Below are 25,867 nucleotides of genomic sequence, written 5' to 3'. Positions count from 1 at the left end.
TGATTTAAAATTTTCAATTATGAGTAGAGCTAAAATTCAGAAGAAAAGCATGTTCATCGACATGACAGCCATGAGCGATGTAACCGTACTGCTGCTTACTTTTTTCATGCTGACAGCCAGTTTTGTGAAAAAAGAGCCTGTGCAGGTTGTCACTCCCGCATCAATTTCTGAAATAAAGATACCCGAAACAAACATCATGTCCATCCTGGTAGGCCCTGATGGAAAAATCTTTATGAGTCTTGACAAGCAAAGTGACATGGCAGCCACATTAGAAGCAATGGGAAAGGAATACGGGCTTTCATTTACCCCGCAAGAAATAAAGAAATTTTCTTTGTGCCAGACTTTCGGAGTACCAATAAGCCACATGAAATCTTTCCTGGCCCTTAGCACAGAACAGCAGGACCGCACCTTAAAAAACCAGGGAATCCCTTGTGACAGTATCGACAACCAGTTCAAAGCATGGGTGCGCAATGCACGTGCCACGAACCATGACTTGCGCATTGCCATCAAGGCCGACCAGCAAACACCCTACGCGGTCATAAAAAAAGTGATGAACTCTCTTCAAGACCTCAAGGAAAACAGATACAATCTGATTACCTCCTTAAAATCGGGTCCGGAAGAATAAAGAAAAAGAAATATGGCTGAAATTCAAGAAAACAACAATAAAGAAAAGAAAGGTAACAAGCAGAAAAAAATGAATATCCGCGTGGATTTCACTCCCATGGTCGACATGAATATGCTGCTGATTACTTTTTTCATGCTGTGTACTTCATTGAGCAAGCCGCAAACAATGGAAATCAGCATGCCATCCAATGATAAAAACATCACCGAAGAGCAACAGAATAAAGTCAAGGCCTCTCAGGCACTGACTTTATTGCTGGGCGAGGACGGAAAACTCTATTATTACGAAGGCGAACCGGACTACAAGAACTATGCTTCACTAAAAGAAACCACCTACGAAGCCAGCGGATTGCGTAAACTATTGCTCAGCAAAAACTACGAAGCAGTCAAGAAAGTACGTGAGCTTAAGGATAAGAAAGCAAGGCTTGAAATCACCGAAGAGGAATGTAAGAAGGAAATTGCCAGCGTGAAATCGGGAAAAAACACTCCTACCGTCATCATTAAGGCAATGGACAAGTCGACTTATAAGAATCTGATAGATGCGCTGGACGAAATGCAGATTTGCAGCATAGGGAAATACGTAATTGTCGACATTACGGACGGCGACCGTTTCCTGATAGACAACTACCTCTCTCATGGTGAGTTAAGTCAAAAAGCGACAGATAGGAATGTATAACTTCAAAAAAGGGAAAAATGTCAAAGGTTGATTTAACTTCTTTGGAATGGTGCGAACTCATTTTCAAAGACAGAAATAAAAATTACGGTGCCTATAAAATGCGCCGTGACCTGGGAAGACGGCAGACGGCCTCTCTGGTTATTGTCACAGTTGTGGCATTTGCCGGATTCACCTTACCCCGTCTTGTCAAAATGGTTATGCCGGAACAGAAAGAAGAAATGGTGGAAGTGACACAGCTTTCTGCCCTGGAGGAGCCGGAAGTGAAAGAAGAAACATTGAAAAAGGTAGAACCCATTGCCCCACCCCCTCCGGCTCTCAAGAGTACCATCAAATTCACGGTACCGGTCATCAAGAAAGACGAGGAAGTGCACGATGACGATGAGCTCAAGAGCCAGGATGAGCTGACAGAGACCAAGGTACAAATATCCATCGCCGACGTGAAAGGCAATGACGAACTGAACGGAAAAGACATTGCCGACTTGCAGGAAGTCATTACCCAGGCACCAGAAGCTCAAGAAGAAGAGCCTTACATGATGGTAGAACAGATGCCACAATTTCCGGGAGGGCCTGCAGAGCTTCTTAAATACATAGCCAAAAACCTGAAGTATCCGGTCATTGCACAAGAGAATGGCATACAAGGAAAAGTCATTCTGCGTTTTGTTGTCAATGCACAAGGCCATGTGGAAAATGTCAAGGTGCTCCGTTCACTGGATCCTTATTGCGACAAAGAAGCGATACGCGTGGTAAAATCGCTGCCACAATGGATTCCCGGGAAACAGAACGGGCGTAACGTACCGGTTTATTATACCTGCCCTATTGTTTTTAAATTACAGTAATCACCAAGTGTATGAAAAAGAAATTAATGCTATATCTGTTGTGCATGCTCACGTTCTCGGCTTGTAATTCCTCCGGGAAAAACGGTAAAGAGGAAACCTTGTATTCGGGAGAAATCCGCATTGCCGTAGACGAATCGTTCAAGCCTATCATGGAAGAAGAGCTGCAAGTATATCAGGCACTGACTCCCGAGGCTTCAATCACCCCGGTTTATTGCAGTGAGGTAGAAGCTGTCAACCTGTTGCTGAAAGACAGCGTACGTCTGGCAATCACCAACCGCCGGCTGACAGAAAAGGAATTAATTTCTTTTCATACACGCAAATTCTTTCCGGAATCCATTCAAATGGCTTCCAGCGGAATCGCACTGATTACCCACCATTGCAATCCCGACTCACTCATTACAGTGGAAGACTTCCGGCGCATCGCCACCGGAGAAATCACGGAATGGAAAGAGTTAAACCCAAAGTCAAGGCTGGGACGCATGCAAGTAGTGTTCGACAATCCGAACTCAGGAACCGTACATTATGTCATCGACTCCATCTGCCAAGGGAAACCTCTTTCTTCCTCATTAAAGGCACGGAAAAGCAATGAAGAAGTAATTGATTATGTAGCTGCCACACCGGATGCCATTGGCATTATCGGTGCCAACTGGATAGGCAACAAGGCAGATACGACACGGCTCTCCTTCAACCAAAGAGTCAGGGTCATGTCGGTTTCGGAAAGCAGTGAAGCTACTCCAGAAAACAGTTACAGACCTTATCAGGCTTATCTGGCTTTAAAACAATATCCGCTGACGAATGAGGTGTACATCCTTATCAATGACCCCAAAGGAGCACTCCCTACCGGACTGATGACGTTTCTGACAGGAGAGCGCGGACAACGGATTATCCTCAAGTCAGGACTGATACCGGCTACACAGCCAGTCCGGATTGTAAACGTAAAAGATGATTTCTAATTTAATGAGCAATTTATGATGAAAAATAAAATTTTATGCTTTGTATGCAGCGGAATGATATTTTCTGCCTCATACTGCTATGCCCAGGAAACTCTTACAGCTGAAACCCACAGGCTAATTACACAGATAGCTTCCGGTATCAATGAAACACCGGAAACAGCCGCCAAAGAATTCAGCGAGTTACTAAAGGGGAAAAACAAGAAAAACATCTCCTTGCTGGTTGCCATAGGCAACGCCTATCTGGATCATAACCGCCCGGCTGAAGCACAAGTTTATGCTGACCGTGCCATGAAAACAGACTCCAAATCGGCTCCGGTATATATGCTGGCAGGTGACATTGCCCTGGCACAGAAAAATGTAGGCACGGCATGCGGATATTACGAACAGGCCATTTTGTTCGATGCAGATTGCTACGATGCCTATTACAAATACGCACGTGCCTACATCGGGGTGAACCCTCAGCTCTCTATTGACATGCTGACAAAATTGAAGGCAAACCATCCTGAACTGCTGGAAGTAAACCGTGAATTAGCCAATGCGTACTATCAGGCAGGGTACTATGGCAAAGCAAAATCTGCTTACGACGAATTCATGCAACAAGGAACTCCTGATGCGCAAGACTACGGGCATTACGCCATGCTGCTATATTTGAACAAAGACTATGCGCAATCACTGAAGGCCGTAGAGAAAGGGCTTGCTACAGACAAGGACAACCATCTCCTGAAACGTCTGCGTATGTACGATTTGTATGAAATTGCCGCCTATAAAGAAGGGCTTGAAGCTGCTGACGCTTTTTTTGACCGTCCGGACGGAAGCGACTACGTCTACCTGGACTTTCTATACCGTGGACGTCTGTCATTGGCAGACCAGAGGAACGACGAGGCAATGCAATGGTTTGAAAAAGCCCTCGAAGCGGATGCGGCACATGAGCATCCGGAAATAGCCAAGGAAGCGTCTGCCGCCCACGAAAAATTGCAAAATTACCCTGAAGCCATCCGCCTGTACCAAGTGTATCTGGACGGGCTGAAAGGAAAGGCCGAGGTGAGCGACATGTTCTTGATGGGAAGACTGTATTACATAGCGGCCGGAAGCAGTACCGCCAATGAAACCGAAAAAGAAGCTTATTTGAAGAAAGCCGACGAAATCTTTGCAGAAGTATCTCAACGTGTACCCGACAATTACCTGGGCTATTTCTGGAGAGCCCGCACCAATGCCATGGCCGACCCTGAAAGTACGGAAGGACTGGCCAAGCCTTATTACGAATCGGCTCTGGCCTTGCTGGAAAAGAAAGCAGACGCGTCCAAATCACTCCTCATCGAATGTGAAAGTTACCTGGGATACTATTATTTCCTGCAAAAGGACTATGAAAAGTCTAAAGCATACTGGAACAAAATTCTGGAACTTGATCCGGAAAACGCTACGGCCAGACAGGCCCTGCAAGGGCTTCAGGCTACCCAATAGTTCTCTTTAATTTTCAACTACAAAAACAAGAAATTCATGGAAACATTTAATCTATCACAGTCATATCCCACACAGGATATACGGAAACGCACCAGTTTCCTCACCATAGGCCTTTCAATTTGTTTGCTGGCTGCCGGTATCAGTCTGTTTTTCTTACCGGAAAGCACCTCAGAATCCAATATTAATGCCCTGAAAATCGCTGCCGGAAGCTTGCTGGCAGTCATTTCATTCTATTTTCTGATTTTCCGTGCCCGCTATCAGGCCTATGCAGGAACAGGCAGCATGGTATGCAAAAAAAGCCTGACATTCAGCAAAGAACAGTTCCAAGGCTTGAAAAAATACCTGGCAGATTATTGTGACCTGCCTGCCATGTCAAGAGAAGAGCCGCAGCTGTATTTGCTGATTGTTCACTCAAAAGACAACCAATATGCCGCATTTCAACTGCTGACCTATAGTTCTTTCTTGTATAAACCAGTCACAGAACTGTGCTGCCTGAAAGGAGAAAAAGCCAGTACATTCATGAAAAACCTGCATACGTCACATGGATTTCTTCATTGATATTTTCCTACATATAGACCAGCATCTGATTACACTCGTGCAGGAATACCATGAATGGACATATGCCTTGTTGTTTTTAATCATTTTCTGTGAAACCGGACTTGTAGTCACCCCCTTTCTGCCCGGAGACTCCCTTCTGTTTGTCTCCGGTGCAGTGGCATCCCTTCCGGGGATGCCACTGGAAATAAGCCTGCTGATGATGGTTATTTTCATCGCAGCCGTGCTTGGTGATTCCTGCAACTACCTGATTGGACATTATTTCGGGAAAAAACTGTTCTCCAAACCAGACTCAAAGATCTTCAAGCAAAGTCATTTGGAGAAAACCCATCATTTCTTCCAGAAATATGGCGGAAAAACCATAATCATTGCCCGTTTTGTCCCCATTGTCCGCACTTTTGCACCGTTTGTCTCCGGAATGGGACACATGAATTATTACTTGTTTATGATTTACAACCTTGTCGGGGCAGCTGTCTGGGTCTTACTTTTTTGCATGACAGGCTATTTCTTTGGAAACATCCCTTTTGTGCAGCAAAACCTCAAAATACTTTTGATGGGCATCGTACTGGTTTCACTCTGCCCTGCCCTCATTGAATATATACGAATAAAAAATAAACGAACAACAGAATGAAAAATTCCCTGTTAAACCGATTTGTACCCAAAGAAAGCAAATTCTTTCCTTTATTAAACCAATTGTCACAAACCGTACTCAATGCTTCTGAACTTCTGATTGACAGCATGAACCATGACACACCAGAGACATGGCAGGAGTATTATCACAAAGTGAAGGAGGCTGAAAGAAAAGGCGACCAGATAACACAGCAGATTTTCATGGAGCTAGGCCAGACCTTTATCACCCCCTTTGACCGGGAAGACATACATGACCTGGCCTTTTCCATCGATGACGTGACCGACCGCATTCACAGTGCCTCGAAGCGGATTGCCATCTACAAGCCGCACGCCATTTCAGACAGCGGAAAAGAGCTGGCTGTCCTCATACAACAAGGAGCCTCCATCATCTGCAAGGCCATGGATGAGCTGGAAACCTTCAGCAAAAATCCGTCCAGACTGAAAGATTACTGTCAGAAGCTCCATGAGATAGAAAACCATGCGGATGAAGTCTATGACCTTTTCATCATGCAACTGTTTAATGAAGAAACCGACTGCATTGAACTGATCAAGACAAAAGAAATCATGCAGGAACTGGAAAAGACGACAGATGCCGCCGACCATGTAGGAAAGCTCCTGAGAAACATTATCGTAAAATATGCCTGAAAAAAGAATTGCACATGGAATTACTCATCACCATCATTGTACTGGCCCTGATTTTTGACTATATCAACGGTTTTCATGATGCAGCCAACGCAATAGCTACCATTGTTTCTACCAAGGTGCTGACTCCGCTCCAGGCTGTAATCTGGGCTGCCTTTTTCAATTTTCTGGCGTTTTTCATCGCTAAATACCTTATCGGTGATTTCGGCATTGCCAACACTGTGTCAAAAACAGTCTATGAGCAATACATTACTTTGCCAGTCATCTTGTCTGGAGTGATTGCAGCCATCATCTGGAACCTGTGGACCTGGTGGAGAGGAATTCCTTCTTCTTCATCCCATACACTTATCGGCGGGTTTGCGGGAGCCGCCATTGCTGCTTATGGATTTGGTGCCATTCAAAGTTCGGTTATCCTGAAAATCGTGCTTTTCATTTTTCTGGCTCCAGTCATAGGTATGCTTGTAGCCTTCCTCTTCACTCTGATAGTGCTGAATCTGTGCCGTAAGGCCCATCCCCACACCGCAGAGAAATGGTTTAAAAGACTACAGTTGCTCTCATCCGCCCTGTTCAGCATCGGGCATGGACTTAACGACTCGCAAAAGGTAATGGGTATCATTGCAGCTGCCCTGATAGCAGCCCATTCGCAAGGCATTGGCATGGGGGTAAACAACGTAGGCGATTTACCCGACTGGGTCGCTTTTTCCTGCTTTACCGCAATCTCACTGGGAACCATGTCGGGAGGATGGAAAATAGTGCGCACCATGGGAAACCGGATTACCAGAGTTACTCCGCTGGAAGGTGTCATAGCCGAAACAGCCGGTGCATTTACGCTTTATTTTACGGAATATCTGAAAATTCCGGTCAGCACCACCCACACCATATCAGGAGCCATCATCGGAGTGGGCGCCACCCGTCGCCTGTCCGCAGTGCGCTGGGGAGTTACCCGAAGCCTGATGACAGCCTGGGTGCTTACCATCCCGGTAAGTGCGGCATTGGCAGCAGCCATCTATGCACTGATCGGGTAACCAATCTCTTTTTTCAAGGAATAACAAATAAGGAAGAAAAAATAGCACAAACATCAGATTCCAGCAAAAAAAGGACTTTCATAGAGATAATTCTATTAACTTTTATTACTTTTGCACACATTGTGTCAAACATTGTGCAATTTGAAAATGGAAATACAAGACAGTTTTATACAACTTCTTGAAGAAAGCATCCGCGCCAACTGGGACCGTGATGCACTGACAGACTACAAAGGAGCTACGCTGCAATATAAGGACGTGGCCAGAAAGATAGAGAAAATGCATATCCTGTTCGAACATGCAGGAATCCGGAAAGGGGACAAAATCGCGCTGTGCGGGCGCAACAGTGCCAACTGGACAGCCACTTTCCTGAGCATCGTAACTTACGGGGCAGTAGCCGTTCCTATCCTTCACGAGTTCAAGGCCGACAACGTGCACCACATCGTCAACCATTCGGAGGCACGTATGCTTTTTGTAGGCGACCAGGTGTGGGAGATGTTCAACGAGGCGGCCATGCCCAATCTGGAGGGAATCATCGAACTGAAGAACTTCGACCTGGTAGTGTCACGTTCGGAAAGGCTGACGTATGCACGCGAACACCTGAACGAGGAATTCGGGAAGAAATATCCCTGCCGCTTCCGTGCCGAGCAGGTTTCCTACCGCCGGGAAGAACCGGAAGAACTGGCCGTCATCAACTATACTTCAGGAACTACGGGCTATTCCAAAGGGGTGATGCTGCCCTACCGGAGCATTATTTCCAACATCGTACACATCCATCACAAGGTGGGACTGAAGGCGGGCGACAGCATCGTATCCATGCTTCCGCTGGGACATATCTTCGGACTGGTGTTCGATTTTCTTTACGGCATCACCGTGGGCGCACACTTGTGGTTCCTCACCCGCATGCCGAGTCCGAAAATCATTGCGGAATCGTTTGCCGTCATCCGTCCGCGGGTCATTGCCTGCGTACCGCTCATCGTGGAGAAGATTTTCAAGAAAAACATTCTGCCGAAGGTGGACAACCGGCTGGGCAAGCTGCTGCTGAACCTGCCCATCATCAGCGACAAAATCAAGGAACAAATCCGCCAGCAGGCCATGGAGGTGTTCGGCGGGAATTTCATCGAGATTGTGGTGGGAGGTGCGCCGTTCAACGCCGAAGTGGAGGCTTTCCTGCGGAAAATCAATTTCCCCTACACCATTGCCTACGGCATGACGGAATGTGCCCCGCTCATCTGCCACAGCCGCTGGGATGAGATTCTGTACACTTCGTGCGGAAAGACAGTAGCCAACATGGAGACGAAAGTGCTCTCCGGCAATCCGGAGCGTGTGCCCGGAGAACTGGTGTGCCGCGGGATGAACGTGATGCTGGGCTACTACAAAAACGAGGCTGCCACTGCACAGACCATCGACAAGGACGGCTGGCTGCACACGGGCGACATGGCCATCAAGGATGCCGACGGAAACATCTTCATCAAGGGACGCTGCAAGAACATGTTGCTCACGGCTTCGGGACAGAACATTTATCCGGAGGAAATCGAGGCACGCCTCAACAACATGCCGTATGTGAACGAATCGCTGGTCATCCTGAAGGACAACAAACTGGTGGCCCTGATTTATCCGGACATGGACGACGCGCTTTCTCACGGGATGAGCAAACAGCAACTGGAAGTGGCCCTTGACCAGAATCGAAATGAACTGAACAAGATGCTTCCGGCCTATGCGCAAATAACTCACATTCGACTCTATCCGGAAGAATTCGAAAAGACGGCCAAGAAGAGTATCAAACGTTTCCTGTATCAGTAATATCCTGAAAAAGAATCCCTTGCGAATGGTCAAAAAAACGCAAGGACGTTTTAGATAAAACGCAAGTGCGTTTCAAGTAAAATGCACTTGTGTTTTGAGTAAAACGTAAAGGCGTTTTGTTCCAAACGCACTTGCGTTTTTTTTAGGCCTTTTTTCCCCTTTGAAAAACCTTCAGAAGACAGTGGAAATCACGGTTTTCAGTGAGAAATAGTATATCCCGATTACCTACCTTTGCTTTATAAATCTTAAAAACTTCTCTCTTATGAAAACTTGGATTCCCCTTATGTTATCTGCCGCATTATTGTGCGGAGCATGTAGCAGTGAAAACGAAGACAACGGAAAGACCATCCAACTGGCAGAAGGAACTTCTCCCACCTTGGTACTCGACTCAAAGACATCGACCAACACGCAGGAGCAAATCAAATTTACCGCCACTTCGGCATGGACGGCATGGATTAAGGCAGCTACTGACCAACGGAGCGGTGGCAGTGAGGTGGACTGGCTTACGCTCAGTGCGTACAGCGGTCCTGCCGGTGAGCAAAGTCTCACGCTGACCATCTCTCCCAACACAAGCACTACGAGCCGGAAAGCTGTGATTACCATTGAATGTGGAGGACAGTCGCTCACCATTACCGTAGAACAAGCCGGAAGCGACAGCTCCGAAGGAGTAACAACCACCAAGCTGGTAAAAGAAATACGTTACACCGCAGATTGGCAGAGAAATACACTGTTAGGAATCACCACTACCCCGGAAGTGACGATCTGGCAATTCAGTTACGATGACCAAAACCGGATGATAGGTACTTCCATACAAAAGGAAGGCCAACAAGTAAACCGGACCTTTACCTACACGTCCGAGAATGAAATCACACTGGACGAGAAAGAAACCTACAGTTCATATTCTTATGAAACCCATTACATCATCAAACTGAATGAAGCCGGCAATGTCACAAGTGTTCTCCATGATGAGAAAGAAACAGGAAACTATACTCCTTATATCAATTTCACCTATACGGACGACGGACGCCTGGCTCAAATGAAGGATGCCGACGCTGGAGAGGAAGGCTCGGAATACACGTTCACGTATGCAGACGGGAAACTGGCTTCCTTCAAATACTACAACGGGAAATATACGAATGATAATTATTCTTACACCTTTGACGCCACCACTGACTTTACCCATCAGTATCCAAACCGCGGTCCCATCGACATCATGGGCTATCTACTGACGGACGACGATTTTGATTTCTTATTCCACCTCGGACGTATGGGCAAAACAGGAGACTACTTGCCTGAACATTTCTCGGGTCAAGCCATGAATCAGGCGAGCAGCACACAAAAGGCCTATCTGACTCCGGGGGTCACGGAACATGAATCATCCAAGTATATCCGGGAAATTCAAAAACCTAGTGACCTTAATTATACGTTCGACAACGAACAGAACCTGCAGTCGATTCTCTTCAAAGACTACTTCGAAGTCGTGACACGGGAATATGATGTGGTGGTAGGTACGGAACTGATTGACCCCAAAAATCCGGACAGGGGATATCAATACGAAGAAAAGAACGTGAAGGAAACCGCTAAGGAGGCCTACGACACGCTTACTTTCGAGATTACTTACAACTGATGCCCGCCGGTTTCGGGTGTATGCGCTTTCCGGTAGTCCATGGGCGTCATCCCATGGTGCTGCCGGAAAAGTTTGTTCAGGTAGCAGGAGTCGATGTATCCCATCCGACTGGCTATCTCCTTCACACTCATGCGGGTGCCCGTGAGCAACTCCTCCACCCGCTTCAGGCGGTTCTTGGAGACATAAAGCCGGAAATCTTCACCGAAATTCCGCTTGAAGAAACGTCCGATGTAGGTGGGCGACAACTGAAAGCGGGCGGCAAGGGCTTCCAGCCGGAGCTCATCGGGCTGGTCAATGTGCTGCTCGATGTAGAGCAGCAGGTTCCGGGCCTTGTCGCCTTCCGGCCTCACGCCTGTCTCCGTGGCATCCAGTCCCCGGGCAGTCAGCAAAATGAGGCTGTTCACATAGTTCGACAAAAGCATCTCGGACAAGGCACGCTTGCCGGAGGCTTCTTCCACCAGCAGTTCCATAAGCCGACGGATGGCTTCACGGTCGGCCGCAGCCGGCTGCATCCGGAACCCCGACTGCACCTCAAGCGCGCGCCCCACGTAGTGGCCGATGCTGTCGAACACATAATTCTCCGTAAAGCGGATGAACACATAACGGCTGTGCGTGCGGATGGTGTACACGTGTATCCGGCTGGGCGGAATCAGGAAGAGGTCGCCCGCCTCGTAGGTATGACACTCCCGCTCGCTGCCCACCGTATGGGCACAGAAAGTGCCGCTCCCCTCCAGGATATAGGCCATCTCAAAAAACGAGTGCTGGTGCTCCCCGATTGGAAATTCATCATGCTCCCTTAAAAGAATCTCCACCTGCTGATACAGATTTTCCTTCCACATAGTCGTATTCTTCATGATTATAGCACAAAAATACAATATTAATCCCTCACTCCTTCCTAACTTTGCAACGTTTTTTGAAAATAATTAAGACACAGACTATATGGAAAAATTTAGCTGGAAAGGACATGCTTCCATGCTGGGAGCCAACACAATGTGGGGACTGATGTCGCCTATGTCCAAACTGCTGATGGCCGGAGGGGCCGTCACACCGTTGGTCGTTACAGACTTGCGTATCGGGGGAGCCATGGTATTGTTCTGGATTGCTTCCTTGTTTCAAAAACCGGAACACGTCAACCACAAGGATTTGATTACACTGTTTTTCGCCTCCCTGTTTGCCATCGTGTTCAATCAGGGTTCGTTTATCTTCGGCGTGAGCCTGAGCTCACCGGGCGATGCGTCCATCATTACAACAAGTATGCCGCTTTGGGCTATGGTACTGGCCGCCTTCATCTTGAAAGAACCGATAACCGGGAAAAAAGTGCTGGGTATTGCCTGTGGTGCGGGAGGTGCCTTGCTGCTTATCTTAGGAAGCAGTCAGAACCAGCCGGCCGCTTCTTCTGTCAGCCACACGGCCATCTGGGGAGATTTGCTGGTACTGTTCGCCCAGTTCTGCTATGCTTTCTACATCGTGCGCTTCAAGGATTTCGTGAACAAGTATTCGCTCATCACCATCATGAAATGGATGTTCACCTATTCCTTTATCTGCACACTTCCCTTCTCGGCCCGCGATTTGATGAATTCCGACTGGGCCGGATTGCAGGCCACTGAAATCGGCAGCTTGATCTTCATCGTGGTAGGTGCCACATTCGTAAGCTACATGTTGATTGTGGTGGGACAGAAGAACCTTCGCCCGACGGTAGCCGGTATGTACAACTACATCCAGCCGCTGGTAGCCTGCATCGTGGCCGTATGCTGGGGCATGGATTCCTTCAACCTGACCAAAATCATTGCCGTAGTACTGATTTTCGGCGGGGTCTATCTGGTTACTTCCAGCCGTAGCCGGAAAGAAATGGAAGCCTACCAACAAGCACAATCTACTGCAGAAAATTCGTAAGTTATTTTTTCATTCGCATATTCCCTCATTTTTCCTTACCTTTGCGCCAATTCAAAAAGGGAAAGATGAGGGAATTACTTTATATACACTGGAACCCGGACCCGGCTCTGTTTCACCTTGGAGGGTTTACACTCCGATGGTATAGCGTGTGCTGGGTTATCGCCATCCTGAGCGGCACGCAAGTGGTCTACCGTTTGTACAAACAGAAAGGGCTTCCGCTGGATACATTTCAGACCCTGTTCACTTACAGTTTCATCGGGATTTTTGCCGGAGCACGATTGGGACACTGTCTCTTTTATGACCCGCAGTATTTCCTGAGCCATCCGCTGGAAATCATCCTTCCGGTTCACTTCCTGCCACAAGGGGGATGGGTGTTCACCGGATATGCCGGACTGGCCAGCCACGGTGGTACGCTGGGACTGATTTTAGCTCTGGTCCTTTTCTGCCGGAAAACGAAAATCCATTTCCTTGATATTCTCGACATGATGGGCATCGCGGCTCCTTTGGGGGCCGGATTCATCCGTCTGGCCAATCTGATGAACTCTGAAATCATCGGCATGCCCACGAATGTGCCTTGGGCCTTCGTCTTTGAACGTGTGGACATGCAACCCCGCCATCCGGCCCAGCTCTACGAGGCACTGGCGTATTTCGTCTTCTTCCTGATTATGCTGGTCGTCTACCGGACACGGAAAGACCGTGTGCAGAAAGGATTTTATTTCGGTCTGTGCATCACCCTGATTTTTACCTTCCGTTTCTTCGTGGAATTCCTGAAGGAAAGACAAGTGGACTTTGAAAATGCTCTTCCGATAGACATGGGACAAATTCTGAGCCTCCCCTTCATCGCCATAGGATTGTATTTTGTATTCCATAAAACACATACCCGTCATGCCCGAAACTGATGTATCTCATACCTGCCTGCTCTGCATGGGCTCCAACCTGGACGCCCAGCTTCATCTGAAGAATGCAGAAGAGTCGCTGCAACGACTTTTCCCGGGAATTGAATGGGGGGAAATCGTCGAAACACAGCCGGAAAGGATGAGCAACCCGCAACCGTTTCTGAACCGGGCAGCCCGTTTTCATACCTCACTGGCCATAATGGAGGTACGGAGCTTGCTGAAAGAAATCGAACAGAGCAACGGTAGGACGCCCCAAAGCAAAGAGGAAGGACGCATCCCCCTCGACATCGACTTGCTGACCTACGACCAGCAGGTGCTCAAACCCTTGGATTTGAAAAAAGAATACGTACGCCGGGCCTTCCTTCACGCCAGTTTCACATACCCCAACCGGGTATAGCGTACCCCGTGTGATTCATAGTGCGACATCACCTTGGCTGACAGCAAATGCAGAAACTGCTGCGGTTCAATCGCCCGACTACGGCAACTCAGCACATTGGGGCTCAGGCTACGGGCACGGGCCTTGACGAGAAACGTAAAACGGTTGCCGTCGCGGTCAGCTGCCAGCACGTTCTGGTCGACAAAAAAATCAGGTTTATAAGTATCTACCTGCAACCGCACGTGAAGTACCGTCACCTGCAAATCTTTCAACGTATCCCCCACTTCCCGCACAAATCGGCTGACGGAAGCAATACGCGGCTTGCGCACGGTCAGTTCAAAGTGTACCACGGCAAAACGCTTGGCCAGTTCCACTGTACGTTCATAGCGCGGGTTGTGCGGTTCAAACTTATTGGCCAGCCAAAGTATATACGAAGGATCAATGTAATAAATCTCTGCCAGATGCTTTCCTTTGTACTTGCCAAAAGGCATCAGGTCATCCAGAAGACCGTAATACGGTTCAAACCGTTCATTGTCGGCCGTTTCCAACCTCACATTACAGTTCTGCAACATCGAGAATGCACGAGCCGAAGCCACATCCAGCGTTACCCCCAGCGTGCGGACAAAGAGATACGAATGAGGAGAAAGAAATTCGCGCCACAGCGCATAATAGGGGCGATACTCAGTCGCCATACTGATAAGATAGGCTCCATTGTCACGCATGCGTCCACGGTTGAAAAGCTCCAATTCCTTCTGTATTTGTGCGGTAATCTCCATACCTGCCTCCTTCTTTGAAAGGCAAGATATAAAAAAAGAATCAAAAATGCAAGTTTATACAAGCAAAACGGGAGGAAACGGCCCTTTGTCCGCCTTTCCTCCCGTCAAAAGACTATGGAATTCTAACAATTAATTATCAAAGAATGGTCTTTACGGTTTCCAGCATGCCTTTTTCCTGAATGCTGTCCAAATCTTTCTTCACAGCGTCCTTCAATCCCGGAATCAGATTCAAATCTTCGCCCCAGATAGAGGTTGCTCCCAGCACACCTTCCGCAATCTTGGCCGTATCACCCGTAGCCCACAACTGTTTCAGCAAATCCATGATTTCCGGTGCGTCGTTGGGCACGATTTCAGCCCCGTCGGCACGTACGCCTCCTTTATAGTAAGTAATAATGGCAGCAAGTCCCAAAACTAATCCTTCAGGCAGTTTACCCTTGCGCTGCAGATAAGTCTTCAAACCAGGCAGATCACGGGTCTGATATTTCGGGAAGGAATTCAGCATGATGGAAGTCACCTGATGGTCAACAAACGGATTGTTGAAGCGTTCCAGCACGTCGTGGGCAAATTTCTCCAGTTCCTCTTTCGGCAGGTTTAAAGTTTCCATCAGCTCGTCAAACATTACCTTATGGATGAATTTACCTACTACCGGATGCTGGCAGGCATCGCGCACGATATTGATGCCGGAAAGATAAGCCACCGGAGAAAGTACGGTATGCGGGCCGTTCAGCAAGGTTACCTTCCTTTCGTGATACGGGGCTTCCGACGGCACAAACAGCACGTTCAATCCGGCCTTGTCGGCAGGGAATTCAGCAGCGACTTCCTTCGGTGCCTCGATGACCCACAAGTGGAAAATCTCGGCCTGTACCACCATGTTATCGTCATACTGCAACTTTTCCTTAATGGCGTCGATGTCCTTGCGTGGAAATCCCGGTACGATACGATCGACCAAGGTAGCATATACACCACAGGCTTTTTCAAACCAATTCTTGAAACCGTCGCCCAAGTTCCAAAGTTCGATGTACTGGTAGATGGTTTCCTTCAGCTTGTGTCCGTTCAGGAAAATCAATTCACACGGGAAGATAATCAACCCTTTCGACATATCGCCTTGGAAGGTCTGATAGCGATGATACAAAAGCTGTGTCAGCTTTCCGGGATATGAAGAAGCCGGCGCATCGTCAAGCTTGCAAGAAGGGTCGAAAGCAATACCCGCTTCCGTTGTATTAGAAATCACGAAACGCATTTCAGGTTGTTCAGCCAGCTTCAGGAAATCCTGGAACTGATGGTAAGGATTCAGGGCACGGCTGATGACATCAATCATCGTCAGGCTATTCACGGCCTGCCCTTTCTCTAATCCCTGTAGGTTGACATGATACAAGCAATCTTGAGCGTTCAGTTTGTCAATCATTCCCTTTTCAATAGGCTGTACCACAACCACACTGCTGTTGAAGTCGGCTTTTTCATTCATGTTGTAAATAATCCAATCTACGAATGCACGGAGGAAGTTTCCCTCACCAAACTGGATGATTCTTTCCGGACGGACCGTCTTATGAGCGGTCTCTTTGTTCAATGCTTTCATACTATATCTTTAATGCACAAAATTGTTCCTCTTTCACTCATCTATGGAAGAAACAGGCGTACAGGCCATTAAGGGAGAACTATAAATATTTATTTTTCAGCCAATTAAATTCACTCCGACAACATTAATTTTCATAAATGAGTGTTGCAAAGGTAATAAATATTTTGTTATTCCAAAGAAAATTTCTACTTTCGTGTTCGATAACGGAAGGGCAATCGATATTTTATGTTGCCCAACATAAATAAATTGTAACCTTACGCACAAGTTCAACTCTACAAACATTTAAAACATATTCGTCATGAAGAAATTTATGGATGAAAACTTCCTGCTGCAAACTGAAACCGCACAGGAATTATATCACAACCATGCGGCCAAGATGCCGATTATCGACTACCACTGCCACCTGAGTCCGAAAATGGTGGCCGACGATTACCAATTCAAGTCTATCACCGAAATCTGGCTGGGAGGTGACCACTATAAATGGCGTGCCATGCGAAGCAACGGCGTAGCTGAACGTTATTGTACCGGTGATGCATCCGACTGGGAAAAATTTGAGAAATGGGCCGAGACCGTTCCCTACACGCTCCGCAACCCATTGTACCACTGGACACACTTGGAATTGAAGACTGCTTTCGGCATCGAAAAGATTCTGAATCCGTCTACCGCCCGCGAAATCTTTGACGAATGCAATGCCAAACTGGCTACACCGGAATATTCTGCCCGCAACCTAATGCGCCGTTACCACGTAGAAACGGTCTGCACGACCGATGACCCGGTTGATTCACTGGAATACCATATTGCTACCCGTGAAAGCGGTTTTGAAATCAAGATGCTGCCGACATGGCGTCCGGACAAAGCCATGGCTGTGGAAGTGCCGGCTGACTTCCGCGCCTATGTAGAAAAGCTGAGTGAAGTAAGCGGTGTCAGCATCTCCAGCTTTGACAATATGGTGGAGGCTCTGCGTAAACGTCATGAATTCTTTGCGGCACAAGGTTGCAAGCTGTCTGACCACGGTCTGGAAGAGTTTTATGCAGAAGACTATACCGATGCGGAAATCCGTGCCATCTTTAACAAGGTATATGGTGGAACTCCGTTAACCCACGAAGAAATTCTGAAATACAAATCAGCCATGTTGGTTGTATTTGGTGAGATGGACTATGAAACCGGTTGGACACAACAATACCACTACGGCGCCATCCGCAACAACAACACGAAGATGTTCAAGCTGATTGGACCGGATACCGGCTTCGACTCTATCGGTGAATTCAATACCGCCAAATCCATGTCGAAGTTCCTTGACCGCCTGAATACAGAAGGCAAGCTTACCAAGACCATCCTCTACAACCTGAACCCTTGTGCCAACGAAGTGATTGCCACCATGCTGGGCAACTTCCAAGACGGCACGATACCGGGCAAGATTCAGTTCGGTTCAGGCTGGTGGTTCCTCGACCAGAAAGACGGTATGGAGAAACAGATGAACGCACTCTCCCTGTTAGGTCTGTTGAGTCGCTTTGTGGGCATGCTCACCGACTCCCGTTCATTCCTCTCCTATCCGCGTCATGAATATTTCCGCCGTACGCTCTGCAATCTGCTGGGTAAAGACGTAGAAAACGGAGAAATCCCTGTCAGCGAAATGCCACGCGTACAGCAGATGGTGGAAGACATCAGCTACTACAACGCCAAGAACTTCTTCCAGTTCTAAGTCCTCACATTTAGTAAAAAAACGCATAAAAACCCTTTGCAAGGCCGTCCCTAAAGGAACGGCCTTGTTTGATTTCTATCTTTTTTTTCGTAACTTTGCGTTCCTTTAGCAAAAAATGAAAAGAAGATGAAAGTAAGATTCATGAGTCTGGCCAGCGGAAGCAGCGGTAACTGCTACTACCTGGCTACCGACCACACCGCTATATTGATTGATGCCGGCATCGGTATCCGTACCATCAAAAAAGTATTCAAAGACCGTATGCTCAATCTGGAAAGCATACAAGGTGTACTCGTCACCCATGACCATGCCGACCACATCAAGGCCGTCGGTCATCTGGGCGAACGGCACGGCCTTCCCATCTATACCACTCATGAGATACACGAAGGCATGCGGCATAGTTACTGTATGACCGAACGACTGAGCCCGGAACATACACATTTCATCCAGAAAGAGGAAACCTTCACCTTAGGCGACTTCCAGATTACCTGCTTTGAGGTACCGCACGACGGTACCGACAACGTGGGTTATTGCATCACGGCGGGCGACAAAACCTTCTCTTTCCTGACGGATATCGGACACATCACCCCGACAGCAGCCCGTTATATCCAACAGAGCAACTATCTGATTATGGAAGCCAACTACGATGACACCATGCTGAAAATGGGACCTTATCCACAGCACCTGAAGGAACGCATCGCCGGCCCCAACGGACACATGAGCAACCATGAAATGGCTGATTACCTGAGCAAGAATTTTCCCAAAGACCTGAAATACTTGTGGCTCTGCCACCTCAGCAAAGACAACAACCATCCGGAACTGGCTTTTAAGACCGTGGAACTGGCCTTTCGACAGGAAAACATCCTTGTTGGCAAAGATGTGGAAGTCGTACCATTGAGACGTACCAGTCCTTCCGAAATGTATGTCTTTGAATAATATCTCAAAGAAAACAAAAAGACGAGAGGCGTCCTTTTTCCCGAAGCAGGAAGAAGGGCGTCTCTCGTCTTAAATATATTGCAACGCCTGTATCAGCGCAATCTTTCGTAAGCTTTCACCAGCATTTCGTCCTTACCAATGGCGCGGATGGCCAGCCAGTTCAAAATGATGCTCACCAACGGAAGACAGACAGACCAAGAAGGCATAAAGCTATAGTCATCGAAAGCCTTTTCCGGATTCACCACAAAATAAGTCAGTACCAGATAGTAACCAATCAATACAATCGTATTAAAAATCGTGAGACGAATCTGCAGCATCCGTTTCCGATAGAGAAAGATAGTACCCAATGCCACTACGGCCACTACCACTAACACCGCAAACAAAGCCCACGGCGTATAGTTCACATTCCCATCCGGAAGCATATAGTAAAGATTGGTCATCTCACAAATACTCTTGTCTGTATAAAAACTTCCTACAGAAGCAGACATCATCACCACCATCAGGATGGCCACCACCAGCAAATAAACAGTTTGTATTCTCTGTATCATAATTTAATTGTCCAAAAAAAGGTTTCAAAAATAAATGTCATTCTGAGGGCGACGGTTTCTGCCGGATGCGCTCAGAATGACAAGCCCAAATGCGCTTATACGCATTCATTCAATTCTTTCCGATAAGGATTACTGCAATTTTTCTTTTTCCTTTGCAGGGTTACGATAGTAAACTTTTCCTTCGATGTACTCCTGAGTGGCAATCAATGTCGGTTTCGGGAGTTTTTCGTAATAGCGAGAGATTTCAATCTGCTCTCTGTTTTCAAACACCTCTTCCAGATTATCGTTATAAGAAGCAAACTCCTGTAATTTCTTGGAGAGGTCATTCTTCATCTCTGCAGCAATTTGGTTGGCACGTTTGCCGATGATAGCTACTGTTTCATAGATATTGCCTGTGTCCTCACAGAGTTCCATCAAATTACGAGTAACGGTAGTTGTAGGAGCGTTTGTCTTTTTGTAATCCATAATTCCTTATTTATAATTATAAACGTTTATTATTCCTCTTCATCCGTAGAGACATACTTGCTGACATCGGCAAAAATGTCTTCCACTTCCTTCATATACTTGCTTTCCGGAAACTCATTCTTGAACGCATAGTATTCGTCCACGGTCTCACGCATACGGTCATCCCGTTTTTCAAGCACACTTTCCTTGGCCATGTGATATTTAGCGCGAAGAATCAGAATGGAAAGGTCTTCCCGCATCTTTGTATAAGGATATTCCTTCAGTACATTCTGTGCCGTCACGATGGCAGCCAGATAATTGTTACCCGTACTGCTGTACACCGCATTTCCAGAATAGGAACCCAAGTCGTAATACAACTTTGCAGAAAGATATTCCTTCTCGACCAACTTATCCTGCAACTCGAAAATCATGTTCTGAGCCAGTTCCTTCCGGTCGCTTGTCGGGAAATATTCCATGAACATCTGCAGTTCCTGAATGGCCTTGTAGGTACTACTCTGGTCCAAACGGGGTTCCGGAGTATCAAGATAGAGTGCCTTTCCACTGTAGAAACGCGCCAGTTCCGTATAAGTACCTCGTGGATAAGTCGTGTAATAAGTATTAAAATAATGTGAAGCCGTTACATAGTCGCCCTGATTATAATAGGTCATACCCAACATGTACAAAGACTCTTCTCCGTTGGTCGTACCTTTCAGAATAGGAATCAGTTCCTCGAGAATGGTAGCCGCACGTGAACTCTGTCCTTTGGCAAAATAAGCTTTTGCCGCCTCGTATTTGTATTCGTAGTCTGTGCTTTTCAGCACCTTATTATACTCTCCACAGGACGACAAGAATCCCGCAGAAAGGAGGGCCATTACTATGTATTTCTTCATATTTATCAAGATAGTTGCGCAAAATTACTCTTTTCCAGCGAATAATGCAACTATAGGGCATATTTTAATGTAATTTTTCAAGACGGGCAAAGTGTTGTGTAAAATAATATGTAATTTTACATCCGTTTTCAATTAACAATTTCCTGATTTCATGAATTTCGAACTGATATCCGACTACCAGCCCACCGGCGACCAGCCGGAAGCCATCGCCCAGCTGACCGAAGGCGTCAAGCAACACATACCTGCACAGACGTTGCTGGGAGTCACCGGGTCCGGAAAGACCTTTACCATTGCCAATGTCATCAAGAATGTCAACAAGCCGACCTTGATTCTGAGTCACAACAAGACGTTGGCAGCACAACTCTACGGGGAGTTCAAGAATTTCTTCCCGCACAACGCCGTAGAATACTACGTGTCTTACTACGATTATTACCAGCCGGAGGCATACATCCCTTCGACCGACACTTATATAGAAAAGGACTTAGCCATCAACGAGGAAATTGACAAACTGCGACTGGCAGCTACCTCTGCCCTGCTCTCCGGACGGAAAGACGTCATCGTCGTATCGTCCGTGTCGTGCATCTACGGTATGGGAAACCCGGCGGATTTCTACAACAACGTGATTGAAATCAAGAAAGGAAAACTGCTGGACCGCAACGTATTCCTACGCCGGCTGGTGGACAGCCTGTACGTGCGCAACGACATCGAACTGAATCGTGGTAACTTCCGCGTAAAAGGGGATACGGTGGACATCTCCCTGGCCTATACCGACAGTGTGCTCCGGGTAATGTTCTGGGATGATGAAATAGACGGAATCGAAGAAGTAGACCCGATTTCGGGACACCGACTCGGCACGTTCGACGAATATAAGATTTATCCAGCCAACCTCTTCATGACAACCAAGGAGAGTACGCTCCGGGCCATCCATCAGATTGAGGACGACCTGACCAAACAAGTGGCCTATTTTGAGGAAATTGGAAAGCCCTATGAAGCCAAACGCTTGTACGAGCGTGTAACCTACGACATGGAGATGCTGCGCGAACTGGGACATTGCTCGGGCATTGAGAACTACTCTCGCTATTTCGACGGACGCGCCCCAGGTACTCGTCCCTACTGCCTACTCGACTTCTTCCCGGAGGATTTCCTAATTGTCATCGACGAAAGCCACGTCAGCGTGCCGCAAATCCGGGCCATGTATGGCGGCGACCGGGCCCGCAAGACCAACCTAGTAGAATACGGCTTCCGTCTGCCGGCAGCCATGGACAACCGCCCGCTTACGTTCGAAGAATTCCAACAGATGGCCAAGCAGGTGATTTACGTGAGTGCCACTCCGGCCGAATATGAACTGCAACAGAGTGAGGGTATCGTGGTGGAACAGGTGATCCGCCCCACAGGCCTGTTGGATCCGGTAATTGAAGTACGTCCCAGCCTGAACCAGATAGACGACCTGATGGAAGAAATACAGCAGCGTATCGAAAGCAAAGAACGTGTGCTGGTTACCACCCTGACCAAGCGTATGGCAGAGGAACTGACGGAATACCTGCTCAACAACGGCATCCAATGCGCCTATATCCACAGCGACGTGGATACACTGGAACGTATCAAAATCATGGACGACCTGCGACAGGGCATCTATGACGTACTGGTCGGTGTGAACCTGCTGCGTGAAGGACTGGACCTGCCGGAAGTTTCCCTGGTAGCCATTCTGGATGCCGACAAGGAAGGTTTCCTCCGTTCGCATCGTTCGCTTACCCAGACAGCCGGACGTGCCGCCCGAAACGTCAATGGAAAAGTCATCATGTATGCCGACCATATTACGGACAGCATGCGGCAGACCATTGACGAGACCAACCGCCGACGAGAAAAACAGCTGGCCTACAACGAGGCACACGGCATCACGCCGAAACAGATTACGCGCTCGCGCAACAATGCCCTGCTCGACATCGAACGGTCTTCTTCTGCCGCAACGGCCGACAGCAAGCCGAAAGCTCCGAAGGCATACACCGAGACGGAAGCCCAGCTGCATGCGGCAGCCGACCCGGTGGTACAGTACATGTCGAAGGAACAGTTGCAGAAGAGCATCGACCGGACCCGCAAGCTTATGCAGGAAGCAGCCAAGAAGCTGGACTTCATCGAAGCGGCACAATATCGCGACGAACTGCTGAAAATGGAGGACTTATTGAAAGAAAAATCCTGATATCACATTCATTTCTGTCACATTTTTGTTTGTTTTAATTTATTATTCATACTTTTGCAATTAAAATCAAGACAAACAGAAAATGGAACAGATTACAAAGATTGTACAGGAAATTAGTTCGTTCATGTGGGGATGGCCTATGATCATCCTCCTTTTAGGCACACATCTTTACCTGACCGTCCGGTTACGCTTCCCGCAGTTGCACATTCTCAAGGCCTTGCGACTTTCCGTCAGTAAAGACCGGGATGCGGGCGGTGATGTCAGCCAGTTCGGTGCACTGGCCACTTCCCTGGCAGCCACCATTGGTACGGGTAACATTATCGGAGTAGCTACGGCCGTAGCGATGGGTGGACCGGGCGCTGTGTTCTGGTGCTGGCTTACAGGTGTCCTTGGCATGTCGACAAAATATGCGGAAGGATTGCTCGCTGTGAAATACCGCGTGAAGAACAAATCAGGCGAAATGATTGGCGGACCCATGTACGCTCTGGAACGCGGACTGGGCATGAAATGGCTGGGCATCTTGTTCTGTATCTTCACCGCACTGGCGGCTTTTGGCATCGGCAATACGGTGCAGGCCAATTCTATCTCCTTGCTGCTAAACGAATCCTATGGGGTATCTCCCCACCTGACGGGAATACTGATGAGTGTCCTGACTGCCCTTGTTGTGATTGGCGGTGTCAAAAGCATCGCCAAAGTATGTATGGGACTGGTCCCGCTCATGGCGTTCCTCTATGTGGCAGGTTGCCTTTACATCCTGATGGTGAATCATGCCTACCTGGGCGCTTCCATCCGCCTTATTTTAGAATCTGCTTTTTCGGCCCGTGCGGCAGGAAGCGGTTTTGTGGGCACCACGGTGATGATGGCAGCCCGTTACGGCATTGCCCGGGGACTTTTCTCCAACGAATCAGGACTGGGATCGGCACCTATCGTGGCTGCAGCCGCCCAGACGCGCAACCCGGTGCGTCAGGCACTGGTTTCTTCCACGGGTACTTTCTGGGATACAGTGGTCATCTGCGCCTTAACCGGACTGGTACTGGTGAGCAGCATCCTGGCCTATCCAGACATCGACTACACAAGTGATGCAGCTCTTACCAAGATGGCCTTTGCCAAGATTCCTTACATCGGTACCCCTATCCTTTCATTCGGCATCATCACCTTTGCCTTCAGTACCATTTTGGGCTGGACCTATTATTCACAGAAGGCCGTAGAATACTTAGGAGGAAGAAAAATCATGCGAACCTATCGGGTGATATGGATTGTGATGGTGTATGTCGGTTCCGTGGTCAACCTGTCCCTCGTATGGAACTGTGCCGATGTACTTAATGCGCTCATGGCCATTCCGAACCTTATCTCCTTACTATTGCTTTCGGGAGTCATTGTCAGTGAGACCCGAAAATATCTCTGGAATGACCGGTTAGACGACTATCATAACGAATGAAAATCCACCCTTCCAAAAACGCCTTTGCGTTTGATTTAAAACGTAAGTGCGTTTTGTCTGAAACGCAAGTGCGTTTGAAGTAAAACGTAAAGGCGTTTTATTCCAAACGCACTTACGTTTTTTTCAGTTCCCTCTCCGAGACTCTGACGACATCCTATAATATATTGGTAATCGGATATTTATGTATTTTCCCATCAAAAAATACCATCAGGTTCTCATCTTCTGAACAATCACAAATCTGCATACAAAAAAAGTCCCGCAAACTTTTACAAGTTCCGGGACTTCAGATTGGTTCAAAATATCTTCTTATTATTTTGCTTCGTTCAAGTCGATGCCTTTATTGCGCAGTGTCATGGCCATCAAACGTACATAGCTTGAGTACTGCTTGTCATCCAGTGTCTGTTTCATCAGTTTCAGGTTGCCATAGACTGCCTTACGAACTTTTTCCTTGTGATCAGTCTTAGCATAATTGGCACGAGTCATTTCCTGTTCAAAGTAGTCACAAATGTCAGCAACTTTCTCGTTCTGAGTAGATGACAGATTCAAATACTGAGTCAGTTTAGACTTGTTGATTGAACCATTCCACTTCTGTGCGTTGTTGTTTTCGTTTACACCTTCTGCAAACATAGAAACTGAGAATGCCAATGCGGCTACCAATGTTAATCCTAATCTTTTCATACCTTTAAATCTTTTACCTAAAAAACTTTGTTACCTTAATAATCTAGCTTAGCTCGAGCTTTCTTTTTTTACCGATGCAAATATAAGAACATGTTGAACAACATAAAAACAAACTAAAGAAAAAATCACTTACACCCTATCATTTATTGACGTATATCAAGAAAGGAATATCAAAATGAACAATTTTTTCATTCTTTTGTAATATAAAGCCTCATTTCCATCCATATTTATTACTACTTGCATATCATTTGACAAGTTACATTCCCTTTGGAAAGTGTTTACCCGAGATTTTCGGCCATACGACACCTACAGCCCAGCCTTTTGCTGCATTTGATACCGGAAGGTAATAAATCCAACGGAATGATACCTTCTTATTTCTTGAGCATACGACTGAATGTCTTGTATGCGTCTCCGATAAAAACTGTGCAACAGGGCAGATGAAAGAAAAAAGATCAAAATACCATTAACGGCTTATATAATTTCTCCTTAAAGCCGCGGGAAATGACTATTAGTCTCGCAAATCAAATGAAGAGAATACCCTGTATACGTGAAAAGACACAAATAAAAAAGAGGCCGTCTCAAAATGAATTGAGATGGCCTCTGTCGTTTTATATCAGATTGAAGTCGTTTGGATTTTCCTCAAAAAGTTTACAAGTTTCCTCCTACAGATTTCATGGTTTCAAACCGTTTTGTT

The 25,867-nt window shown here is 47.2% G+C and carries 25 protein-coding genes; 18 read left to right on the top strand and 7 right to left on the bottom strand.

Features of this window, described 5'->3' with window-relative positions:
- The first annotated feature begins 19 nt into the window (after nt 1-19).
- The 11 genes from H6A28_RS08380 to H6A28_RS08330 all read left to right on the top strand — a co-directional run bounded on the left by H6A28_RS08380 (nt 20) and on the right by H6A28_RS08330 (nt 10,826).
- Nucleotides 20-625: an ExbD/TolR family protein gene (locus tag H6A28_RS08380; protein WP_071150658.1), complete on the top strand. Its 606-nt coding sequence runs from the start codon at nt 20-22 to the stop codon at nt 623-625.
- A gap of 12 nt (nt 626-637) precedes the next feature.
- Nucleotides 638-1,297 (top strand): ExbD/TolR family protein, encoded by a 660-nt coding sequence (locus H6A28_RS08375; RefSeq protein WP_022054409.1) that lies wholly within the window; start codon nt 638-640, stop codon nt 1,295-1,297.
- Nucleotides 1,298-1,314: 17 nt separating this feature from the next.
- Nucleotides 1,315-2,133 carry an energy transducer TonB gene (locus H6A28_RS08370; protein ID WP_204479781.1) on the top strand — a complete coding sequence of 273 codons (819 nt, stop codon included), beginning with the start codon at nt 1,315-1,317 and terminating at the stop codon, nt 2,131-2,133.
- 11 nt (nt 2,134-2,144) lie between these two features.
- The gene (locus H6A28_RS08365; RefSeq protein ID WP_022054407.1) at nt 2,145-3,086 is read left to right on the top strand and encodes a PstS family phosphate ABC transporter substrate-binding protein; all 942 of its coding nucleotides are present in this window, start codon (nt 2,145-2,147) and stop codon (nt 3,084-3,086) included.
- Between the two features lie 15 nt (nt 3,087-3,101).
- Nucleotides 3,102-4,547: a tetratricopeptide repeat protein gene (locus tag H6A28_RS08360; protein WP_239465312.1), complete on the top strand. Its 1,446-nt coding sequence runs from the start codon at nt 3,102-3,104 to the stop codon at nt 4,545-4,547.
- 36 nt (nt 4,548-4,583) lie between these two features.
- On the top strand, nt 4,584-5,105 hold the full coding sequence (locus H6A28_RS08355; protein ID WP_148329162.1) for a DUF2207 domain-containing protein: 522 nt from the start codon (nt 4,584-4,586) through the stop codon (nt 5,103-5,105).
- Nucleotides 5,089-5,733 carry a DedA family protein gene (locus tag H6A28_RS08350; protein WP_204479779.1) on the top strand — a complete coding sequence of 215 codons (645 nt, stop codon included), beginning with the start codon at nt 5,089-5,091 and terminating at the stop codon, nt 5,731-5,733. Before H6A28_RS08355 ends, H6A28_RS08350 begins: the two co-directional genes overlap by 17 nt.
- Complete coding sequence (locus tag H6A28_RS08345) at nt 5,730-6,377, top strand: DUF47 domain-containing protein (protein WP_071150661.1); 648 nt, start codon at nt 5,730-5,732, stop codon at nt 6,375-6,377. Before H6A28_RS08350 ends, H6A28_RS08345 begins: the two co-directional genes overlap by 4 nt.
- Nucleotides 6,378-6,391: 14 nt before the next feature.
- On the top strand, nt 6,392-7,399 hold the full coding sequence (locus tag H6A28_RS08340) for an inorganic phosphate transporter (protein ID WP_117748390.1): 1,008 nt from the start codon (nt 6,392-6,394) through the stop codon (nt 7,397-7,399).
- 147 nt (nt 7,400-7,546) lie between these two features.
- Complete coding sequence (locus H6A28_RS08335) at nt 7,547-9,199, top strand: AMP-binding protein (protein ID WP_204479777.1); 1,653 nt, start codon at nt 7,547-7,549, stop codon at nt 9,197-9,199.
- 262 nt (nt 9,200-9,461) lie between these two features.
- Nucleotides 9,462-10,826, top strand: coding sequence for a BACON domain-containing protein (locus tag H6A28_RS08330; protein ID WP_204479775.1), 1,365 nt, complete (start codon nt 9,462-9,464; stop codon nt 10,824-10,826).
- Here the strand turns inward: H6A28_RS08330 and H6A28_RS08325 are convergent.
- Nucleotides 10,817-11,680 (bottom strand): AraC family transcriptional regulator, encoded by an 864-nt coding sequence (locus H6A28_RS08325; RefSeq protein WP_239465311.1) that lies wholly within the window; start codon nt 11,678-11,680, stop codon nt 10,817-10,819. The two genes, H6A28_RS08330 and H6A28_RS08325, sit on opposite strands and share 10 nt — an antisense overlap.
- Nucleotides 11,681-11,765: 85 nt before the next feature.
- On the opposite strand from H6A28_RS08325, the gene H6A28_RS08320 reads away from it, so the two are divergent.
- From H6A28_RS08320 to H6A28_RS08310, 3 genes are all read left to right on the top strand, one after another.
- On the top strand, nt 11,766-12,719 hold the full coding sequence (locus H6A28_RS08320) for a DMT family transporter (protein ID WP_204479773.1): 954 nt from the start codon (nt 11,766-11,768) through the stop codon (nt 12,717-12,719).
- Between the two features lie 65 nt (nt 12,720-12,784).
- The gene (gene lgt, locus H6A28_RS08315; RefSeq protein WP_204479772.1) at nt 12,785-13,618 is read left to right on the top strand and encodes a prolipoprotein diacylglyceryl transferase; all 834 of its coding nucleotides are present in this window, start codon (nt 12,785-12,787) and stop codon (nt 13,616-13,618) included.
- Nucleotides 13,605-14,012 carry a 2-amino-4-hydroxy-6-hydroxymethyldihydropteridine diphosphokinase gene (locus H6A28_RS08310; RefSeq protein WP_204473932.1) on the top strand — a complete coding sequence of 136 codons (408 nt, stop codon included), beginning with the start codon at nt 13,605-13,607 and terminating at the stop codon, nt 14,010-14,012. The genes lgt and H6A28_RS08310 overlap by 14 nt, the downstream gene beginning before the upstream one ends.
- Here H6A28_RS08310 and H6A28_RS08305 read toward each other — a convergent pair.
- Both H6A28_RS08305 and H6A28_RS08300 read right to left on the bottom strand, forming a co-directional pair.
- A complete protein-coding gene (locus H6A28_RS08305) occupies nt 13,979-14,767 on the bottom strand; it encodes a hypothetical protein (protein WP_204473934.1) in 789 nt (262 codons plus the stop codon). The two genes, H6A28_RS08310 and H6A28_RS08305, sit on opposite strands and share 34 nt — an antisense overlap.
- Before the next feature lie 136 nt (nt 14,768-14,903).
- Nucleotides 14,904-16,343, bottom strand: a complete 1,440-nt coding sequence (locus H6A28_RS08300; RefSeq protein ID WP_204479770.1) for a tagaturonate reductase — start codon at nt 16,341-16,343, stop codon at nt 14,904-14,906.
- 298 nt (nt 16,344-16,641) lie between these two features.
- On the opposite strand from H6A28_RS08300, the gene uxaC reads away from it, so the two are divergent.
- On the top strand, nt 16,642-18,045 hold the full coding sequence (gene uxaC, locus H6A28_RS08295; RefSeq protein WP_204473941.1) for a glucuronate isomerase: 1,404 nt from the start codon (nt 16,642-16,644) through the stop codon (nt 18,043-18,045).
- Between the two features lie 126 nt (nt 18,046-18,171).
- Nucleotides 18,172-18,978 carry an MBL fold metallo-hydrolase gene (locus tag H6A28_RS08290; RefSeq protein WP_204473946.1) on the top strand — a complete coding sequence of 269 codons (807 nt, stop codon included), beginning with the start codon at nt 18,172-18,174 and terminating at the stop codon, nt 18,976-18,978.
- A gap of 92 nt (nt 18,979-19,070) precedes the next feature.
- Here the strand turns inward: H6A28_RS08290 and H6A28_RS08285 are convergent, their stop codons facing one another.
- From H6A28_RS08285 to H6A28_RS08275, 3 genes are all read right to left on the bottom strand, one after another.
- Nucleotides 19,071-19,526, bottom strand: a complete 456-nt coding sequence (locus tag H6A28_RS08285; protein WP_204473947.1) for a DUF4293 domain-containing protein — start codon at nt 19,524-19,526, stop codon at nt 19,071-19,073.
- A 129-nt stretch (nt 19,527-19,655) separates the two neighbouring features.
- Entirely contained in the window at nt 19,656-19,991 is a 336-nt protein-coding gene (locus tag H6A28_RS08280; RefSeq protein ID WP_022353325.1) for a DNA-directed RNA polymerase subunit omega, read from the bottom strand.
- A gap of 29 nt (nt 19,992-20,020) precedes the next feature.
- Entirely contained in the window at nt 20,021-20,860 is an 840-nt protein-coding gene (locus H6A28_RS08275; protein ID WP_204473950.1) for an outer membrane protein assembly factor BamD, read from the bottom strand.
- Between the two features lie 151 nt (nt 20,861-21,011).
- Between H6A28_RS08275 and uvrB the strand changes: the two genes are divergently transcribed.
- Together uvrB and H6A28_RS08265 are read left to right on the top strand one after the other, a co-directional pair.
- A complete protein-coding gene (gene uvrB / locus H6A28_RS08270) occupies nt 21,012-23,057 on the top strand; it encodes an excinuclease ABC subunit UvrB (RefSeq protein ID WP_204479768.1) in 2,046 nt (681 codons plus the stop codon).
- A gap of 82 nt (nt 23,058-23,139) precedes the next feature.
- Nucleotides 23,140-24,495 (top strand): alanine/glycine:cation symporter family protein, encoded by a 1,356-nt coding sequence (locus H6A28_RS08265; protein ID WP_204479767.1) that lies wholly within the window; start codon nt 23,140-23,142, stop codon nt 24,493-24,495.
- 309 nt (nt 24,496-24,804) lie between these two features.
- Here the strand turns inward: H6A28_RS08265 and H6A28_RS08260 are convergent, their stop codons facing one another.
- Nucleotides 24,805-25,173 (bottom strand): hypothetical protein, encoded by a 369-nt coding sequence (locus H6A28_RS08260; RefSeq protein WP_204473956.1) that lies wholly within the window; start codon nt 25,171-25,173, stop codon nt 24,805-24,807.
- Nucleotides 25,174-25,867: the final 694 nt, after the last annotated feature.

The organism is Bacteroides mediterraneensis, from assembly GCF_016900355.1.
In the GTDB taxonomy this organism is placed as follows: domain Bacteria; phylum Bacteroidota; class Bacteroidia; order Bacteroidales; family Bacteroidaceae; genus Phocaeicola.
This window is presented reverse-complemented; position numbering and strand designations above follow the sequence as displayed.

What these genes read in the sequence shown, in the direction of transcription:
- H6A28_RS08275 (WP_204473950.1), bottom strand. Translation starts at nt 20,860, where the DNA reads ATGAAGAAATACATAGTAATGGCCCTCCTTTCTGCGGGATTCTTGTCG.
- H6A28_RS08305 (WP_204473934.1), bottom strand. Translation starts at nt 14,767, where the DNA reads ATGGAGATTACCGCACAAATACAGAAGGAATTGGAGCTTTTCAACCGT.
- H6A28_RS08360 (WP_239465312.1), top strand. Translation starts at nt 3,102, where the DNA reads ATGATGAAAAATAAAATTTTATGCTTTGTATGCAGCGGAATGATATTT.
- H6A28_RS08370 (WP_204479781.1), top strand. Translation starts at nt 1,315, where the DNA reads ATGTCAAAGGTTGATTTAACTTCTTTGGAATGGTGCGAACTCATTTTC.
- H6A28_RS08290 (WP_204473946.1), top strand. Translation starts at nt 18,172, where the DNA reads ATGAAAGTAAGATTCATGAGTCTGGCCAGCGGAAGCAGCGGTAACTGC.
- uxaC (WP_204473941.1), top strand. Translation starts at nt 16,642, where the DNA reads ATGAAGAAATTTATGGATGAAAACTTCCTGCTGCAAACTGAAACCGCA.
- H6A28_RS08335 (WP_204479777.1), top strand. Translation starts at nt 7,547, where the DNA reads ATGGAAATACAAGACAGTTTTATACAACTTCTTGAAGAAAGCATCCGC.
- H6A28_RS08310 (WP_204473932.1), top strand. Translation starts at nt 13,605, where the DNA reads ATGCCCGAAACTGATGTATCTCATACCTGCCTGCTCTGCATGGGCTCC.
- lgt (WP_204479772.1), top strand. Translation starts at nt 12,785, where the DNA reads ATGAGGGAATTACTTTATATACACTGGAACCCGGACCCGGCTCTGTTT.
- H6A28_RS08285 (WP_204473947.1), bottom strand. Translation starts at nt 19,526, where the DNA reads ATGATACAGAGAATACAAACTGTTTATTTGCTGGTGGTGGCCATCCTG.
- H6A28_RS08325 (WP_239465311.1), bottom strand. Translation starts at nt 11,680, where the DNA reads ATGAAGAATACGACTATGTGGAAGGAAAATCTGTATCAGCAGGTGGAG.
- H6A28_RS08340 (WP_117748390.1), top strand. Translation starts at nt 6,392, where the DNA reads ATGGAATTACTCATCACCATCATTGTACTGGCCCTGATTTTTGACTAT.
- H6A28_RS08375 (WP_022054409.1), top strand. Translation starts at nt 638, where the DNA reads ATGGCTGAAATTCAAGAAAACAACAATAAAGAAAAGAAAGGTAACAAG.
- H6A28_RS08330 (WP_204479775.1), top strand. Translation starts at nt 9,462, where the DNA reads ATGAAAACTTGGATTCCCCTTATGTTATCTGCCGCATTATTGTGCGGA.
- H6A28_RS08265 (WP_204479767.1), top strand. Translation starts at nt 23,140, where the DNA reads ATGGAACAGATTACAAAGATTGTACAGGAAATTAGTTCGTTCATGTGG.
- H6A28_RS08350 (WP_204479779.1), top strand. Translation starts at nt 5,089, where the DNA reads ATGGATTTCTTCATTGATATTTTCCTACATATAGACCAGCATCTGATT.
- H6A28_RS08300 (WP_204479770.1), bottom strand. Translation starts at nt 16,343, where the DNA reads ATGAAAGCATTGAACAAAGAGACCGCTCATAAGACGGTCCGTCCGGAA.
- H6A28_RS08380 (WP_071150658.1), top strand. Translation starts at nt 20, where the DNA reads ATGAGTAGAGCTAAAATTCAGAAGAAAAGCATGTTCATCGACATGACA.
- H6A28_RS08365 (WP_022054407.1), top strand. Translation starts at nt 2,145, where the DNA reads ATGAAAAAGAAATTAATGCTATATCTGTTGTGCATGCTCACGTTCTCG.
- uvrB (WP_204479768.1), top strand. Translation starts at nt 21,012, where the DNA reads ATGAATTTCGAACTGATATCCGACTACCAGCCCACCGGCGACCAGCCG.
- H6A28_RS08320 (WP_204479773.1), top strand. Translation starts at nt 11,766, where the DNA reads ATGGAAAAATTTAGCTGGAAAGGACATGCTTCCATGCTGGGAGCCAAC.
- H6A28_RS08355 (WP_148329162.1), top strand. Translation starts at nt 4,584, where the DNA reads ATGGAAACATTTAATCTATCACAGTCATATCCCACACAGGATATACGG.
- H6A28_RS08260 (WP_204473956.1), bottom strand. Translation starts at nt 25,173, where the DNA reads ATGAAAAGATTAGGATTAACATTGGTAGCCGCATTGGCATTCTCAGTT.
- H6A28_RS08280 (WP_022353325.1), bottom strand. Translation starts at nt 19,991, where the DNA reads ATGGATTACAAAAAGACAAACGCTCCTACAACTACCGTTACTCGTAAT.
- H6A28_RS08345 (WP_071150661.1), top strand. Translation starts at nt 5,730, where the DNA reads ATGAAAAATTCCCTGTTAAACCGATTTGTACCCAAAGAAAGCAAATTC.